The following is a 16,497-nucleotide window of genomic DNA, read 5'->3' as shown; positions in this document are numbered from 1 at the left end:
CGAAGGTTCGATCAGCCGAGCGCGGCCGACACGAGCCAGCGCTTCACGAGCGGTTGCGCGCCGACGAACGCCATGCCCGCGTTGCGCACCGCCTTCGCGAACGAGCCGGGCACCGCGAACAGCCGCTGCAGCCCGTCGGTCGCGACCATCAGCGCGCGGATGTCCTCGCGGCGCGAACGCTCGTAGCGGCGCAGCAGCACCGTGTCGCCGAGGTTGCGGAAACGCTCCTTGTTCGCGATCGCATCCGCGAGCGCCGCGACGTCGCGCAACCCGAGATTCATCCCTTGCCCCGCGAGCGGGTGGATCAGGTGTGCGGCATCGCCGACGAGCGCGACGCGCGGGGCGATCAGCTTGTCGACGGTCTGCAGCGCGAGCGGGAAACCGGCGGCCGGCGTCACGCATTCGAGCGTCCCGAGCTGCCCGTGCGACACGCGCTCGACTTCGGCCGCGAGCTGCGCGGGATCGAGCGCGAGCAATTCATCCGCGTGCGCGGTGTGCGCGGACCACACGAGCGACACATGACCGTCCGGCAGCGGCAGCAGCGCGACGATCTCGCCGTCGCGGAACCATTGGGTGGCGGTCTCGCGGTGCGGGAGCGATGCCTTGAAGTTCGCGACCACGCCCGTCTGCCGGTAATCGCGCCGCTCGATCCTTGCTCCCATTTGGGAGCGCACCCAGGAATGCGCGCCGTCCGCGCCGACCACGAGGTCCGCTTCGAGCACTTGCCCCGACGACAGCGTGAGCACGGCCGCGTCGTCGCGCACGTCGAAGCCTTGCGCGCGCGCATCGAACCACGTGAGGTTCGGCTGGAACCGCAGCGCGGCGTCGAGCGACGTCTCGATCAGCGACGATTCGGCGATCCAGGCAAGTTGCGGAACGGACGCCTGATAGGCGGAGAAATGCAGTTCCGCATGCGCGTCGCCGTACACACGCATGTCGTAGACCGGCGCGAGCCGGCCATGGTCGAGCGCCTGCCAGACCCGCAGCCGCTCCAGCAACGCCTGCGAGCTGGACGACAGCGCGTAGATGCGCGTGTCGAACGCGAGATCGGCGGGGCGCGGCGCAGCCGGCTGGGCGAGCAAGGCAGTCTTGTAGCCGGACTGGGTCAGCGCGAGCGCGGCGGTCTTGCCGACGAGCCCGCCGCCGACCACGGCGACGTCGAAGGTGTGGTGGGCAGTCATGGCGGGCATTATAGCCGCGGGGCCAATCCCTTACGCCGCCGGACTTTGCGGGAAATCAGCAGAATCGCGGGCTGGCCCGGCAGCGCGGCGGCCCGTCGCATCGGGCGTTCGGGGGAAGGCCGGAAACCGGGGCGTCGGCACGGTACAATAGCGGCTTCGAACATCGGCCCGCCGCACTCCAGGCGCCGGCCGTCCCTATTTTTCCCGCGCCGCCGCGCTTTGTCCGGCCGCGCCGCCTCACCGGTCCGAAGGATTCCATGAGCCTCAAATGCGGCATCGTCGGCTTGCCCAACGTCGGCAAGTCCACCCTGTTCAATGCGCTGACCAAGGCCGGCATCGCCGCCGAGAACTACCCGTTCTGCACGATCGAGCCGAACGTCGGCATCGTCGAAGTGCCCGACGCGCGCCTGAAGGCGCTGTCCGAAATCGTGAAGCCCGAGCGCGTCGTGCCGGCCGTCGTCGAATTCGTCGACATCGCCGGCCTCGTCGCGGGCGCGAGCAAGGGTGAAGGCCTCGGCAACCAGTTCCTCGCGAACATCCGCGAAACCGATGCGATCACGCACGTCGTGCGCTGCTTCGAGGACGACAACGTCATCCACGTCGCCGGCAAGGTCAGCCCGATCGACGACATCGAAGTGATCAACACCGAGCTCGCGCTCGCCGACCTCAGCACCGTCGAGAAGGCGCTCACGCGCTACTCGAAGGCCGCGAAGTCGGGCAACGACAAGGAAGCGGTGAAGCTCGCCGCGGTGCTCGAGAAGGTGCGCGCGCACCTCGACCAGGGCAAGGCCGTGCGCGGCCTCGATCTGTCGGAAGACGAGCAGGCGCTGCTCAAGCCGTTCTGCCTGATCACCGCGAAGCCGGCGATGTACGTCGCGAACGTGAAGGACGACGGCTTCGAGAACAACCCGCACCTCGAAGTGGTGCGCAAGTACGCGGAAAGCGAGAATTCGCCGGTAGTCGCGGTGTGCGCGGCGATCGAGGCGGAAATCGCCGATCTCGACGATGCGGACAAGGAAGCGTTCCTCGCCGACATGGGCATGGAAGAGCCGGGCCTCGACCGCGTGATTCGCGCGGGCTTCAGGCTGCTCGGCCTGCAGACCTACTTCACCGCGGGCGTGAAGGAAGTGCGCGCGTGGACGATCCACGTCGGCGACACGGCGCCCCAAGCGGCCGGCGTGATCCACACCGACTTCGAGCGCGGCTTCATTCGCGCGCAGACGATCGCCTTCGACGACTTCGTCTCGTACAAGGGCGAACAGGGTGCGAAGGAAGCCGGCAAGATGCGCGCGGAAGGGAAGGAATATGTCGTGCACGACGGGGATGTGATGAACTTCCTGTTCAACGTCTGATACATCGACAAACACCGCTTCTCGCAGTGTCACGGCACCCCGGAAAGGCCCGCAGAAGTAGCGGGCCTTTTTTCATTCCGGATTGGTTCATGAAGGTTTGCGGGAGGCGCTCGCGGACAATCTTTTCGTCATTTCCTTCGTCGCCTCCGTTGCACAGATCGCCCGTGCTGCAGGACGCATTGACCCGTCACCCCATGCGTTACGCGTCGATTTTTCGCATGATGCGTCGCGCGCCCTCTTCCACTTCGCAATCTGCGCGTCGAGCGCCTTCTTGCGCCGCGGTTGCTCGCCCGCCTGTTTATCAACGACGCGCTGCAATTCCCGCTCGGCGACGAGTTGATCGCGCCATGCACAGAAATTCATGCTCGTCTGATTCGAATCGCAGTCGCTGAGCAACGCATTGACCTCGCTTGCCGGCAAACCACTGCGCGCTGCTATCTCGTCGGCTGGCGTCGGACCGGCAAATGCATTCGTCGACACAAGCACGAAAAAACCGATCATGGCCCGTCTCACTGTGCCCTCTGTTGTGGCTGAAACGGCGCCGCCTCGAGCCGACGCCGATCGACAAGGCCGTTCGAACGGACGGGTGCCAGGCGACGCCCGTTCTCGTCTCGCGGATGAATCCAGACGAGCTGGCTCATGTGTGACACCACGCCAGCATCATCGCTCTGATTCGCCGAACGCAGCGCGGCCAGCGCGCCTGTATTACCGGCATTGTATGTATAGCTGACGAGTTCATCGAATTGCACCTGCGTCAATTGCCGAGTTGAAACATGTCGTCGCACGGCGGCCTCCGCCCGTCTGACACGGGCTGCAAGTTGCGCATTCACCTGCGTCGTCGTAACCGGCCTGCGCAATTCTTCCGGAGTGCAGGGCCCGGTATGAGCAAGCGTCCCGACACCATAAGTGCAGTTGTTCGCCTGATCGTTGTAGTAAGCCATCACCGCGCTTTCCCGCCGACGCAGCTCGGCCCAGCCCGTTTCACTCAATCGCATGCTCTCATTCGCCATCTGTCACCCTCCCGGCATGACCGCTAATCGCGAGTCGACTTCATCATTCACTTCGGTTGTCGAAGCGAACAATGTATGAAGTTGCCGTTGTCGATGAAATCAGACGAGTTCGATTTTTATGAGTCCAGATGTCGATGGCGCGCCATGTTGCGGAACGCCCTGCATCGCCAGGGGCAAGCGCATCTGCTTACTCGTGAAAGACAAATGGCCCGAGCGGCACATGCCGATCGGGCCATTTTCACGACGGTAATTCCCGCGCCGGCAGGCAGCAAACGCTCAGTGCAGCCGCCGCTCCGTCACGTCGTCATTACATCGCCGACACCCGCCGCCCCGCCCCTGCCCGCGCATCGCGCCCCCGCTTGTTCAGCCACGCGGCAAACAGCACGAGCAACGCCAGCACGGCCGTCGCACCCACTTCCATCCGGTGTTCCTCGCTGACGAACATCACGGTCAGCGTGCCGCAAATGAACAGGATCACCGCCCACGTGAGCCACGGGAACAGCCACATCCGCAGCGTCAGGTCGGCGCCGCCCGATTCGAGCGTCTTGCGCATCCGCAGCTGCGAGATCGCGATCACGAGATACACGAGCAGCGCGATCGCACCCGACGTCGCCAGCAGGAAGCCGAACACCTGTTCCGGCATCAGGTAGTTGGCGATCACGGTCAGGAAACCGAACGCCGTCGATGCGAGCACGGCTGCACGCGGCGTGCCGGTCGAATCGGTGCGGTGCAGGAACGCGGGCGCGTCCTTGCGCCTGGACAGCGAGAACAGCATCCGCGACGCGGTGTACAGCGCGGAATTCAGGCAGCTCGCGACCGACACGAGCACGATCACGTCGATGATCGCCTTCGCGTTCGGAACGCCGATCAGCTCCATCGCACGCTGATACGAGCCGTGCGTCGGCAGCAGCGGATCGTTCCACGGCACGATGGCCGCGACGACGAGGATCGAGCCGAGATAGAACAGCGTGATGCGCCAGATCACCGAGTTCGTCGCACGCACGATCTGGCGTTGCGGGTTATCCGATTCGGCGGCCGCGATCGTCACGATCTCGGTGCCGAGGAACGAGAACATCGTGGTCAGCATCGCCGCGAGCACCGCACTGGCGCCGTGCGGCATGAAGCCGTCATGCGCAAACAGGTTCGACACGCCCGACACGGCCGGGGCAGGAATGATGCCGACGATCGCCGCACCGCCGATGCACAGGAACACGACGATCGCGACGACCTTGATCAGCGCGAACCAGAATTCGAATTCGCCGTAGTTCTTGACCGAGAAGAGGTTGGTGATCGTCAGCAGCAGCGTGATGCCGAGCGCGAAGATCCAGGTCGCGACGCCAGGGAACCACGCATTGAGAATGGTCGCGGCGGCCGTCGCCTCGATCGGGATCACGAGCACCCAGAACCACCAGTACAGCCAGCCGATGGTGAAGCCTGCCCAGTGGCCGATCGCGCGATCGGCATAGGTCGAGAACGAACCGCTGTCCGGATGCGCGACGGCCATCTCGCCGAGCATGCGCATCACCAGCACGACCAGCACGCCCGCGATCGCATACGCGAGGATCGATGCCGGGCCGGCCTCGGCGATGGCGTGGCCGGAGCCGACGAACAAGCCCGCGCCGATGACGCCGGCAATCGACATCATCGTCACGTGACGCTGCTTCAGGCCCGTGCCGAGGCCTGTGTTGCTTCCACTCATATGTCTCTCTCCAAAAAACGATTCCGGTACGACCGGGGGTCTCGTGAAGGCGGCGTGGGGAGTTGTCGTTGTTGAACCCGGCAGCCCGCCGCGCGTGCGCGGCATGCGGGCAGGAAGCCGGATCGAGCCTGTTTCGGTCGGTGCGCGACGCAGTCTGCGAAGCTGCGGGTGCGATGCGGCACGCGAGGATGCCGGCGCATCGCGTGCGCCCTTTCCGTCGGCTGTCGGTCAGCCGCCTTCGAAGCGAACGAGTGTAAGCATCAAACGGTTCTTCACTAAGAACCAATTGAAGAATTTCGATGGAACCACTTGTTGTATCGATGTGAATCGATGCAACGCTTGGTCCGGTTCGGCGTCCGCTTTGCGCGTCGCCGGAGCGGGCAACCGAAGGCGATGCTGCCCCCCGGCATCGCGGCGGCCCCGTTCCGTCGAAGAGGTTCGTTCGCCGCGCGGGCGCCGCGCCGGATGCTCAGTTCGCGCCGCGTGGCTCTTCGTCCCGCCATTTGGCCGGCACGATCGCCTGCCATTCTCGCAGAAGCAGATTTTTCACGGCGTCGGGATGCGCGGCCGACAGGCGCACCAGCACGATGGGCCAGCCCGCGTAGTGGTCGGTCACGTAATACACGTCGGGCTCCGATTCGATCAGCCACGCGCGCTCGTCGGGGCCGACGCCCTTCACGACGAGCGTGTCGCCGTCCTCGCGCAGGCGCGCGAGCATCTTGCCCTTCACCTTGAGTGCGGGCGTGCCGTACGACGTGCCCTCCTCGACACCGCGCCATGCCAGCGCGATCCGTCGAACTTCGTCGAATGTCACGATGCGCCTCCGTCCGTCGATGATCGACGCCCCGCACACCGTAGCGGAAATCGTGGATGACGCCTAGCCGCGAGGCGTCAGGCCGCGTGGCCGGCGACGCGTGCCTAGCGGCCGGCCGCGCGCGCCGCCAGCGGCGCGCGGCCGGTGGTGGCGACGATCGCGAACGCGATCGCATTGGCGGCCGCGCTGCCCAGGATCGGCACGAGATAACCGCCGCCCGCGTCATAGATGAAACCGGCCGCGGCGGGCCCGATCAGCGTGCCGAACGCAACGCTCGTGTACAGCACGCCTATGATCGCGCTCACGTTGCGGCCGCCGAAGTAGTCCATCACGACGGCGGGCAGCACGGCGACCCAGCCGCCGTAGAACACGCCGAACACGAGTGCGAACGCGGCGAGCGTCGCGACGCTCCCGGCACCGGCCCAAGCCACGAGTGCGACGGCCATGCCCGCGAACATCGCGAGCAGCGACGCGCGGCGGCCGAAGCGATCGGCGAGGCCGCCGAGGAAGAACCGCCCTGCCGTGCTGCCGACGCCGATCGCGCCGAGCAGCAGCACGGCCGTCGACGGCGCGACGCCATGATCGAGCGCGTACGGCACGAGGTGCACGAACGGCACGAAGACGCCGAACGAGCACACGAGACACGCCGCGTAGAGGCTCGCGAACGGCCGCGACGCGACGGCCTCGCGCACGGTCGCACCGGCCGGAACCGATGACGTGGCACCGGGCAGCGCATCGCCCGCTTGCGTACGCGCCACATCGCCGTCGGGCAGCAAGCCGCGCCCGCGCGGGTCGTTCTCGATCAGCAGCGACATCCCCGCGCCCACCACCACCGCGATCGCCGCCAACGTGACATACGCGCCTCGCCAGCCGACGTGCGCGATCAGCGCGGACGCGAGCGGCGGCATCACCAGCGTGCCGACCCCGATCCCTGCGACCGCGAGCCCCGACGCGAAGCCGCGCCGCCGCACGAACCAGCGTTGCACGGCACCGACGGCCGGCACATACGCGCAACCGACGCCGAAGCCGACACCGAGCCCATACGCGACATAGACCTGCAGCAGCGTATGCGCGGCGCCGGCTGCAGCCAGACCGGCGGCCGTCAGCAACATGCCGGCGACGGCGAGCCGTCGGGAGCCGAAGCGATCGGCAAGCGGGCCGCTGACGATGCCGAAGCCGAAATACAGGAAGCCGGCCAGCGAGAACACGAGCGAGATCTGCCCGCGCGACGCGGCGAAATCCCGCTGCAGCGATTCGACGAACGCGCTGAACGTGTACGCACTGCCGAAGCCGACGAACGTGACGGCGAACGCGGCCGCCACCACATACCAGCCGTAGAAGACGCGCGATGCGCGCGGGCCGCTCATGACGATGCTCCTCCCAGGTTCCGCCGGACGCCGCGCGGCGCCCGGATTGCCTCATGGATATAGTTGAACTATGTTGATCGCATCGGTCGCTGCAAGTCAGTCGCGACGAATGCGATCCGATGCGACAACGGTACTCGCGCGCACCCATTGCCTCAAACGATATTTCGTCGGCCTTTCACTTTAGAAAAACTAAATGAACCGTTCCCGCCTGCCGCCCCTCAACGCGCTGCGTGCGTTCGAGGCGGCGGCCCGCCACCTGTCGGTGAAATCCGCGGCACAAGAGCTGTCGGTCACGCCCGGCGCGGTGAGCCAGATGATTCGCACGCTCGAGCGCCACCTCGGCGTGCAGCTGTTCGAGCGCGTGAACCGCGGCATCCTGCTGACCGCTGCGGGCCGCGACTACCTGCCGCCCGTGCGCAACGCGTTCCGGCAGATCGCCGACGCGTCGCAGCGCGTGTCGGGGGCCGCCGACAGCGGCGTGCTGACGGTGAGCGTCACGCCGTTTTTCGCGTCCGCGTGGCTCGTGCCGCGCCTCGCGCAGTTCCGCGACGCGTGCCCGGACATCGACCTGCAGATCGCCACGAGCCATGCGCTCGCCGATTTCTCGCGTGACGGCGTCGACGTCGCGATCCGCCACGGTCTCGGCCGTTACGTCGGGCTGTGCAGCGAACGGCTGCTGACGGTGGAGATCGTCGCGCTTGCGGCACCGGCACTCGTCGCGCGGCTGGGCATGCCGGCCACGCCCGCCGACCTGGCCGGATGGCCGCATCTGCACGACGCCGAGCGCAAGGGCTGGCACATCTGGTTCGACGCGCAGCGGATCGACGATTTCGGTCCGCCGCGCGGCCCCGCGTTCGACGATTCCGGCCTGTTGCTGCAGGCGATTCTCGACGGCCAGGGCGCGGGCCTGCTGCCGGCGGCGATGGTGCGCAACGAGCTCGCGAGCGGCCGGCTCGTGCAGCTTGCCGACATCGCCTGGCTCGACGACTTCGCGTACTACCTCGTCTACCCGCCGCATCACGCGGAACGTACGAAAGTCGCGGCGTTCCGCCGGTGGATTCTCGAGGCCGCGCAAGCCGACGGCGCGGCAGCGATGACCGGCGCGGCGTAGCGTCGCCGCACCTCGGCGCAGCGGCACCGATCTTCAGCCGATCGGCTAACATGCGGCCCGGGATCGACAGCAGATAACAACATCCGGAGAGAGACCATGCCTGCCCAGCTCCGCCGCGCGATGCGCATCGCGACCCTGTCCGCCGCGCTGTTCGCCGCGTGCGCCGCCGTGCCGCCTGCGGCGCACGCGTATCGCGCGTCGCCCGGCTACGGTAACGAAGCCGACCTCGACCGGCACGACACGTACCGCAATCGCGACGGCGACACCGTCCATGCGCCGGCCCATTCGAAATCGGGCCGCGTGCCCGAGGGCGCGAGCGCGCGCTGCCGCGACGGCACATACAGCTTCAGCCGCCATCGTCGCGGCACCTGTTCGGGGCACGGCGGCGTCGCCGCGTGGCTGTGAACGCGGGTCGGCCGAATGGCCGGCGCGGTGTCAGCGGCAGCCGGCGGCGAAGTACAATACGCGCTCGCGCCGCCAACCCGCGGCGACACCGCCGCGCCCCGCGCGGCACGCTCCGTACCGAATCCCCCGACGCCACGCATGCCCAGGCGCTGCGAGGCAGTCTCAACCCTTTCTGACTTTCACACCCAAATGGCCCAATACGTTTTCACGATGAACCGGGTCGGCAAGATCGTGCCGCCCAAGCGCCAGATCCTGAAGGACATCTCGCTGTCGTTCTTTCCCGGCGCGAAGATCGGCGTGCTCGGCCTGAACGGCTCGGGCAAATCGACGCTGATCCGCATCATGGCGGGCGTCGACAAGGACATCGAAGGCGAAGCAACGCCGATGCCGAACCTGAACATCGGCTACCTGCCGCAGGAACCGCAGCTCGACCCGACGAAGACGGTGCGCGAAGCCGTCGAGGAAGGCCTCGGCGACCTGTTCCAGGCGAACAAGAAGCTCGAGGAAATCTACGCCGCGTATGCGGAGCCGGACGCCGACTTCGACGCGCTCGCGGCCGAGCAGGCGAGATACGAAGCGATCCTCGCGTCGAGCGACGGCGGCAGCCCGGAGCAGCAGCTCGAAGTGGCCGCCGACGCGCTGCGCCTGCCGGCGTGGGACGCGAAGATCGAGCACCTGTCGGGCGGCGAAAAGCGCCGCGTCGCGCTGTGCAAGCTGCTGCTCGAGAAGCCGGACATGCTGCTGCTCGACGAACCGACCAACCACCTCGACGCCGAATCGGTCGACTGGCTCGAGCAGTTCCTGGTGCGCTTCCCGGGCACCGTCGTCGCCGTCACGCACGATCGCTACTTCCTCGACAACGCAGCCGAGTGGATTCTCGAACTCGACCGTGGCCACGGCATTCCGTGGAAGGGCAACTACAGCAGCTGGCTCGACCAGAAGGAAGAACGCCTGAAACAGGAAGAAGCATCGGAATCGGCGCGTCAGAAGGCGATCAAGAAGGAACTGGAGTGGGTGCGCCAGAACCCGAAGGGCCGCCAGGCGAAGTCGAAGGCCCGTATCGCGCGCTTCGAGGAGCTGAATAGCCAGGAATACCAGAAGCGCAACGAAACGCAGGAAATCTTCATTCCGGTCGGCGACCGCCTCGGCAATGAAGTGATCGAGTTCAAGAACGTCAGCAAGGCGTTCGGCGACCGCCTGCTGATCGACAACCTGAACCTGAAGATCCCCGCTGGCGCGATCGTCGGCATCATCGGCCCGAACGGCGCCGGCAAGTCGACGCTGTTCCGGATGCTGACCGGCAAGGAACAGCCGGATTCGGGCGAAGTCGTGATGGGCCCGACCGTGAAGCTCGCGTACGTCGACCAGAGCCGCGACGCGCTCGACGGCTCGAAGACGGTGTTCGAGGAAATCTCGGGCGGCGCCGACGTGCTGACGGTCGGCAAGTACGAAACGCCGTCGCGTGCGTACATCGGCCGCTTCAACTTCAAGGGCGGCGATCAGCAGAAGATCGTCGGCAATCTGTCCGGCGGTGAGCGCGGCCGCCTGCACCTCGCGAAGACCCTGATCTCCGGCGGCAACGTGCTGCTGCTCGACGAACCGTCGAACGACCTCGACGTCGAAACGCTGCGCGCGCTGGAAGACGCGCTGCTCGAGTTCGCAGGCTCGGTGATGGTGATCTCGCACGATCGCTGGTTCCTCGACCGGATCGCGACGCACATCCTCGCGTTCGAAGGCGATTCGCAGGTCACGTTCTTCGACGGCAACTACCAGGAATACGAAGCCGACAAGCGTGCACGCCTCGGCGAGGAAGCCGCGAAGCCGAAGCGCCTGCGCTACAAGCCGATCAGCCGCTGAACGGCGCGGCCCGGGCACCCGGCACTGCGGCGACGCGGGCCGGATGCCGAAAGCGGCCGCCACCGGATCGGCAAAACGAAAAAGCGGGCCGCTGGCCCGCTTTTTTTATCCGGCTGTCGTTCGGCCGCCTACGCGAGCGCGCCCAGTTCACGCAGGCGCGCCTCGGTCGCTGTCGCGCTCGTGTGATGAATGCCATGCCAGCCGAGCGCCGTCGCGGCCGCCGCGTTCTTCGCGTTGTCGTCGATGAACACGAGTTCGTGCGGCGCGATGCCCGGCAGATGCGGATCGATCCGCGCGTGCATTTCGCGATAAATCGCCGGATCGGGTTTCACCAGCTTCACGCGGCCCGACACGACGATGTCCTTGAAGCGCCGCAGCACCGGGAAGTTGTCCCATGCATACGGAAAGGTTTGCGCGGACCAGTTGGTCAACCCGAAGAGCGGCATCCCCTGCGCGTCGAGCCGGTCGACGAGCGCGGCGCCGTCGTCGAGCACGCCGCCGATCATCTCGTGCCAGCGTGCGTAGAACGCGCGGATCAGCGCCTCGTGCTCCGGAAACTTCGCGACCAGCTCGCTCGTTCCCTCGTCGATCGTCTGGCCGCCGTCCTGGCGGATCACCCAGTCCATCGCGCACACGTGCGTGAGGAACCAGCGACGCTCGGTTTCGTCCGGAATCAGTTGCCGGTACAGATAGTCGGGGCTCCAGTCGATCAGCACGCCGCCGAAATCGAACACCACGGCCTTGATCGTCATGCGAACTCCGTTGCAAGCACGTCCGCGAGCGGACGCGGCCGCACCGCGTTGCCCGACAGCGAATTGTTTTCCCAGACGAAGTGATGATGCGCGACGATCTGCGCGGCCGACAGGTGCGTGCGCTCGTTCGTCGTGTGCAGATCGGAGACGACGGTCGTCCGGTAGCCGAGCAGTGCCGCGCGGCGGGCGGCCGAATCGACGCAGAACTCGGTCGCATAGCCGCAGATCAGCACCGAACGGATTCCGTGGCCGTCGAGCTGCGCGGCGAGCGGCGTATCGTGGAACGAATCGCTCACCTGCTTGCGGATGCGCCAGTCGGCGCGACCGACGATCAGCGCCTCATGCAGTTCCCAGCCGGGCGTGCCGGGCACGATGTCGTCGTCCGCATCGCCGTCGTGCTGCACGAAGCATACGGGCGCGTGTGCCGCGCGCGCCGCCGCCGTCAGCCGGTTGATGCCCGACACGACGTCGTCGAGCCGGTACGCGGACCGCGCCCGCTGCACCAGCCCGCGCTGCATGTCGATCACGATCACTGCGGTGTCTGCCATCGGTTGCCCTCTCGGTCATGGTCCGGCCGTCGTGCGGCCGGTATCGCGTGTTGCGTCAGATCGGCTGCGTGCGCGCGTCGAGCCACGCCTTCGCGTCGCCGCTCACGTGCCGGCCGACACGCTCGCGCACGGTCGCGTGATACGCGTTCAGCCACGCGCGCTCTTCTTCATGCAGCATCTCGATCAGCACGCAGCGCGTGTCGATCGGGCACAACGTGAGCGTCTCGAACGCGAGGAAGTCGCCGAACTCGGTCTGCCCACCCGCGCGGTTCACGACCAGGTTCTCGATCCGGATACCCCATTTGCCGGGCCGGTACACGCCCGGCTCGATCGACGTGATCATCCCTTCTTCCATCGCCGTGTACGGCTCGGCCGGCGCGTAGTGCGAGATGACCTGCGGGCCCTCGTGCACGTTCAGGAAGTAGCCGACGCCGTGGCCGGTGCCGTGGCCGTAGTCGAGCCCGGCCGCCCACATCGGCGCGCGCGCGATCGCATCGAGCATCGGCGAGCGGATGCCGCGCGGGAAGCGTGCGCGCGACAGCGCCATCATCGACCTCAGCACGATCGTGAAATCGCGGCGCTGCAGGTCGCTGAGCGTGCCGACCGGCACGACGCGCGTGATGTCGGTGGTGCCGGTCGTGTACTGGCCGCCCGAATCGACGAGCAGCAGGCCGTCGCCGGCGATCGTCGCGTGCGACTCGGGCGTTGCGCGATAGTGCGGCATCGCGCCGTTCGCGTTGAAGCCGGCGATCGTGGCGAAGCTCGGCGACACGTAGCCGGGGCGCCGTGCGCGCGCGGCCGTGAGCTTCTCGTCGATCGTCAGCTCGGTGACGGTCTCGCGGTTCACCGCCTGCTCGAACCACGCGAAGAATTCGGCAAGCGCGGCGCCGTCGTGCTCCATCGTCACACGCACGTGCTCGATCTCGGCGGACGTCTTGCGCGACTTCGCGAACGTCGACGGGTTCACCGCCTCGATCAGCTTCACGCCGGCCGGCACGGCCTCGAGCGTGCCGAACGTCACGCGGCGCGGATCGATCAGCAGCGTCGCGCCGTCGGGCAGCGCCGCGAGCGACGCGTGCACGGCGTCGTACGCACGGACCTCGACGCCGTCCCGCGCGAGCGACGCGGCCAGCGCCGGCGACACCTTGCCGTCGGCGACGAACAACGTCGCGCGATCGGCGCCGATCAGCGCGTGCGCGACGAACACGGGATTGAAGTTGACGTCGGCGCCGCGCAGGTTGAACAGCCACGCGAGATCGTCGAGCGTCGACACGAAATGCCATTGCGCGCCCTGCGCGTGCATCGCGCGGCGCACTTCGGCGAGCTTGCTCGCGCGCGTCGTGTCGGCCTGCGGCGCCAGGTGCTCGAACACCGCGTCGCCCGGCAGCCCCGGGCGCTCCGGCCAGATCGCGTCGAGCAGGTCGAGATCGGTGCGCAGCGCGATGCCGCGCGCGCTCAGCGCGGCCGTCAGCGCGCGTGCCGCCGTGACGCCGAGCACGGCGCCGTCGACGCCGACCGTCGCACCGGCCGGCACGTTCTGCGCGAGCCAGTCGACGTGGGGCGCGCTCTGCTGCCCGCCCGTCATCTTCATCAGCTGGACGCCCGTGCCGGCGAGTTCAGCCTCGGCCTGCACCCAGTAACGGCTGTCGACCCACAAGCCCGCGAAATCCGCGGTCACGACCAGCGTGCCGACCGAGCCCGTGAAACCGGACAGCCAGCGGCGCGCCTGCCAGCGCTCGGGCAGGTACTCGGACAGGTGCGGATCGGCGGACGGCACGAGATAGGCGGCCAGATCCTCGCGGACCATCGCGCCGCGCAGCAGCGCGAGGCGGGCCGGCACCGGCGAGACTTCGGGGAGACGGGCATTCATGATTTCACCTGAGAGCTTTCGCGACGGGCCGACAGGGCGACCGTCACGGCTACGGCGAGGAACGCGACACCGGTGCAGACCGGCCATTCGAGCGTTTCGCCATCGTAAAACAGTCCAGAGAGGTTGCCGGCCATGCGCGCGGCGGCGGCGCCTGCGATGCCGACCAGCACCACGATCCACCATGCCGGCCGGCCCGTGCGCCGCATCGGATGCAGCCACCGGCCGAACAGCCCGACGGCCGCTCCCAGGACAAGGATTCCAAACCAGTTCATTCGACGCCTTCTATAAATTCAGATTCGTCCCATAGGCGTGAACGTTGCCAGCGGCTAGCATCGATTCATCCATCGAACCCGAGACCAGCCGGGCGCCGCGAACATTCGAGTGTAGGGGCCGACCCGACGTTATGGCAAGCGCGCACCGGCAGCCGTATTGAAGAAATCCTCATGCGAATCGCCCTGATCGATCCGGAGGCGCGTCATGCTGCGCTCCTGAACCGCCTGCTCTTCGCCGGCGGTCATGTGTGCCACGCGTTTCTGTCCAGCGCGGCGTTCTTCGAGTGGCTCGCCACCGATACCTGCGACATGCTGATCACCGGCAACTGGGCCGGCGATCAGCCCGCCGAGGAAGTCATTCCGCGGGCGCAGGCGATCCTGCCCGGGCTGCCGGCCATCGCCGTGATGCAGTTGCCGCGCGAAAGCGAGGTCGTGTCGTGCCTGCACGCGGGCGCCGACGACTGCCTCGTGCGCCCGGTGAGCGGGCCCGAGCTGCTTGCGCGGATCAATGCGCTGAGTCGGCGCGCCGGGGTCCGGCGGCCGCCGAATCGCTCACGCGAAATGTTTGGAGAATACGCATTCGATGCGACCCACAGCCTCGTGCGCTTCGGCGACGCGGTCGTCGCGCTCACGCCGAAGGAGTTCCGCTTCGCGCAGCTGCTGTTCGCGAATCTGTCCCGGCCCGTATCGCGCGCCCATATCCTCGAAACCGTCTGGGCCCGCCGCCGCGACATGAAGTCGCGCACGCTCGACACCCATGCGTCCCGCCTGCGCAGCAAGCTGCAACTGCTCCCGGAGCACGGCTACCGGCTTCTGCCGCTCTACGGCTACGGCTATCAGCTCGACCGCGTGCCGATCGAGCCCCCAAATTCGAGGCCACGCCACGCTGATGCCCGGTATGCCGCGAGTGAGGAAATCGCTGAAACGCTATAATATGGGGCTAAACGATAGCCCTCGATATGCAACTCCTCACGATCGGAATCAACCACCACACTGCGCCTGTCGCCCTGCGCGAACGCGTGGCGTTTCCGCTCGAGCAAATCAAGCCGGCTCTCGTCACGTTCAAGAACGTGTTCCTCGGCCCTCAGGCGCCCAATGCGCCGGAAGCGGCGATCCTCTCCACCTGCAACCGCACCGAACTCTATTGCGCGACCGACGATCGGGCCGCACGCGAGGGGGCGATTCGCTGGCTGTCGGAGTACCACCAGATTCCGGTCGACGAGCTCGCGCCGCACGTCTACGCGCTGCCGCAGTCGGAAGCGGTCCGACACGCATTCCGCGTCGCGTCGGGCCTGGATTCGATGGTGCTCGGCGAAACGCAGATTCTGGGCCAGATGAAGGACGCGGTGCGCACCGCGACGGAAGCCGGCGCACTCGGCACCTATCTGAACCAGCTGTTCCAGCGCACGTTCGCCGTCGCGAAGGAAGTGCGCGGCACGACCGAGATCGGCGCGCAGTCGGTATCGATGGCCGCCGCCGCCGTCCGTCTCGCGCAGCGCATCTTCGAAAAGGTGTCGGATCAACGCGTGCTGTTCATCGGCGCCGGCGAGATGATCGAGCTGTGCGCGACGCACTTCGCCGCGCAGAGCCCGCGCGAGCTCGTGATCGCGAACCGCACGGCCGAACGCGGCCAGCGGCTCGCCGAACGCTTCAACGGCCGCGCGATGCCGCTGTCCGACCTGCCGGCGCGGATGCACGAGTTCGACATCATCGTGTCGTGCACCGCGTCGACGCTGCCGATCATCGGCCTCGGCGCGGTCGAGCGCGCGGTGAAGGCGCGCCGCCACCGGCCGATCTTCATGGTCGACCTCGCGGTGCCGCGCGACATCGAGCCGGAAGTCGGCAAGCTGAAGGACGTATTCCTCTACACCGTCGACGATCTCGGCGCGATCGTGCGCGAAGGCAACGCATCGCGCCAGGCCGCGGTCGCGCAGGCCGAGACGATCATCGAGACGCGTGTACAGAATTTCATGCAATGGCTCGACACGCGCAGCGTCGTGCCGGTGATTCGTCACATGCATACTCAGGCCGACGCGCTGCGCCGTGCGGAAGTCGAGAAGGCGCAGAAGCTGCTCGCGCGCGGCGACGATCCCGCCGCCGTCCTCGAAGCGCTGTCGCAAGCGCTCACCAACAAGCTGATCCACGGCCCGACGAGCGCGCTCAACCGCGTGAACGGCGCCGACCGCGATTCGCTGATCGACCTGATGCGCGGCTTCTACCAGCACGCGCCGCGCTCGAACGACCAATCCGGCCACTAGC

The 16,497-nt window shown here is 67.2% G+C and carries 16 protein-coding genes; 6 read left to right on the top strand and 10 right to left on the bottom strand.

Going from position 1 to position 16,497, the window contains the following annotated elements:
* Positions 1-11: 11 nt before the first annotated feature.
* Entirely contained in the window at positions 12-1,190 is a 1,179-nt protein-coding gene (locus LMA02_RS02130; RefSeq protein WP_228906705.1) for a UbiH/UbiF family hydroxylase, read from the bottom strand.
* A 248-nt stretch (positions 1,191-1,438) separates the two neighbouring features.
* Here LMA02_RS02130 and ychF point away from each other — a divergent pair, with 248 nt between their 5' ends.
* The gene (gene ychF, locus LMA02_RS02125; protein WP_228906703.1) at positions 1,439-2,533 is read left to right on the top strand and encodes a redox-regulated ATPase YchF; all 1,095 of its coding nucleotides are present in this window, start codon (positions 1,439-1,441) and stop codon (positions 2,531-2,533) included.
* A gap of 87 nt (positions 2,534-2,620) precedes the next feature.
* Here ychF and LMA02_RS02120 read toward each other — a convergent pair whose 3' ends face one another.
* The 5 genes from LMA02_RS02120 to LMA02_RS02100 all read right to left on the bottom strand — a co-directional run bounded on the left by LMA02_RS02120 (position 2,621) and on the right by LMA02_RS02100 (position 7,423).
* On the bottom strand, positions 2,621-3,034 hold the full coding sequence (locus LMA02_RS02120) for a lysozyme inhibitor LprI family protein (RefSeq protein ID WP_228906699.1): 414 nt from the start codon (positions 3,032-3,034) through the stop codon (positions 2,621-2,623).
* A gap of 8 nt (positions 3,035-3,042) precedes the next feature.
* Positions 3,043-3,543 carry a glycoside hydrolase family protein gene (locus LMA02_RS02115; protein ID WP_228906697.1) on the bottom strand — a complete coding sequence of 167 codons (501 nt, stop codon included), beginning with the start codon at positions 3,541-3,543 and terminating at the stop codon, positions 3,043-3,045.
* Positions 3,544-3,850: 307 nt separating this feature from the next.
* Entirely contained in the window at positions 3,851-5,242 is a 1,392-nt protein-coding gene (gabP, locus tag LMA02_RS02110; protein WP_228906696.1) for a GABA permease, read from the bottom strand.
* A 469-nt stretch (positions 5,243-5,711) separates the two neighbouring features.
* Positions 5,712-6,056: an MmcQ/YjbR family DNA-binding protein gene (locus LMA02_RS02105; RefSeq protein WP_228906694.1), complete on the bottom strand. Its 345-nt coding sequence runs from the start codon at positions 6,054-6,056 to the stop codon at positions 5,712-5,714.
* Positions 6,057-6,160: 104 nt separating this feature from the next.
* The gene (locus LMA02_RS02100) at positions 6,161-7,423 is read right to left on the bottom strand and encodes an MFS transporter (protein WP_228906687.1); all 1,263 of its coding nucleotides are present in this window, start codon (positions 7,421-7,423) and stop codon (positions 6,161-6,163) included.
* 193 nt (positions 7,424-7,616) lie between these two features.
* Between LMA02_RS02100 and gcvA the strand changes: the two genes are divergently transcribed.
* The 3 genes from gcvA to ettA all read left to right on the top strand — a co-directional run bounded on the left by gcvA (position 7,617) and on the right by ettA (position 10,796).
* Positions 7,617-8,534: a transcriptional regulator GcvA gene (gene gcvA / locus LMA02_RS02095; RefSeq protein ID WP_228906685.1), complete on the top strand. Its 918-nt coding sequence runs from the start codon at positions 7,617-7,619 to the stop codon at positions 8,532-8,534.
* Positions 8,535-8,630: 96 nt separating this feature from the next.
* The gene (locus LMA02_RS02090) at positions 8,631-8,939 is read left to right on the top strand and encodes a DUF3761 domain-containing protein (RefSeq protein WP_006752678.1); all 309 of its coding nucleotides are present in this window, start codon (positions 8,631-8,633) and stop codon (positions 8,937-8,939) included.
* 189 nt (positions 8,940-9,128) lie between these two features.
* Positions 9,129-10,796: an energy-dependent translational throttle protein EttA gene (gene ettA / locus LMA02_RS02085; protein ID WP_228906683.1), complete on the top strand. Its 1,668-nt coding sequence runs from the start codon at positions 9,129-9,131 to the stop codon at positions 10,794-10,796.
* Positions 10,797-10,924: 128 nt separating this feature from the next.
* On the opposite strand, the gene LMA02_RS02080 is transcribed toward ettA, so the two are convergent.
* The 4 genes from LMA02_RS02080 to LMA02_RS02065 are packed head-to-tail and all read right to left on the bottom strand — an operon-like array spanning position 10,925 to position 14,238.
* Positions 10,925-11,548: an HAD family hydrolase gene (locus tag LMA02_RS02080; RefSeq protein ID WP_228906681.1), complete on the bottom strand. Its 624-nt coding sequence runs from the start codon at positions 11,546-11,548 to the stop codon at positions 10,925-10,927.
* Entirely contained in the window at positions 11,545-12,096 is a 552-nt protein-coding gene (locus LMA02_RS02075; protein WP_228906680.1) for a cysteine hydrolase family protein, read from the bottom strand. Before LMA02_RS02075 ends, LMA02_RS02080 begins: the two co-directional genes overlap by 4 nt.
* Positions 12,097-12,151: 55 nt before the next feature.
* A complete protein-coding gene (locus LMA02_RS02070) occupies positions 12,152-13,966 on the bottom strand; it encodes an aminopeptidase P family protein (RefSeq protein ID WP_228906679.1) in 1,815 nt (604 codons plus the stop codon).
* On the bottom strand, positions 13,963-14,238 hold the full coding sequence (locus LMA02_RS02065) for a hypothetical protein (protein WP_228906678.1): 276 nt from the start codon (positions 14,236-14,238) through the stop codon (positions 13,963-13,965). Before LMA02_RS02065 ends, LMA02_RS02070 begins: the two co-directional genes overlap by 4 nt.
* 171 nt (positions 14,239-14,409) lie before the next feature.
* Here LMA02_RS02065 and LMA02_RS02060 point away from each other — a divergent pair, with 171 nt between their 5' ends.
* Together LMA02_RS02060 and hemA are read left to right on the top strand one after the other, a co-directional pair.
* Entirely contained in the window at positions 14,410-15,171 is a 762-nt protein-coding gene (locus LMA02_RS02060; RefSeq protein WP_228906677.1) for a response regulator transcription factor, read from the top strand.
* Between the two features lie 26 nt (positions 15,172-15,197).
* Entirely contained in the window at positions 15,198-16,496 is a 1,299-nt protein-coding gene (gene hemA, locus LMA02_RS02055; RefSeq protein ID WP_228906676.1) for a glutamyl-tRNA reductase, read from the top strand.
* Position 16,497: the final 1 nt, after the last annotated feature.

The organism is Burkholderia sp. B21-005, assembly GCF_020843965.1.
Lineage (GTDB): Bacteria > Pseudomonadota > Gammaproteobacteria > Burkholderiales > Burkholderiaceae > Burkholderia > Burkholderia ambifaria.
This window is presented reverse-complemented; position numbering and strand designations above follow the sequence as displayed.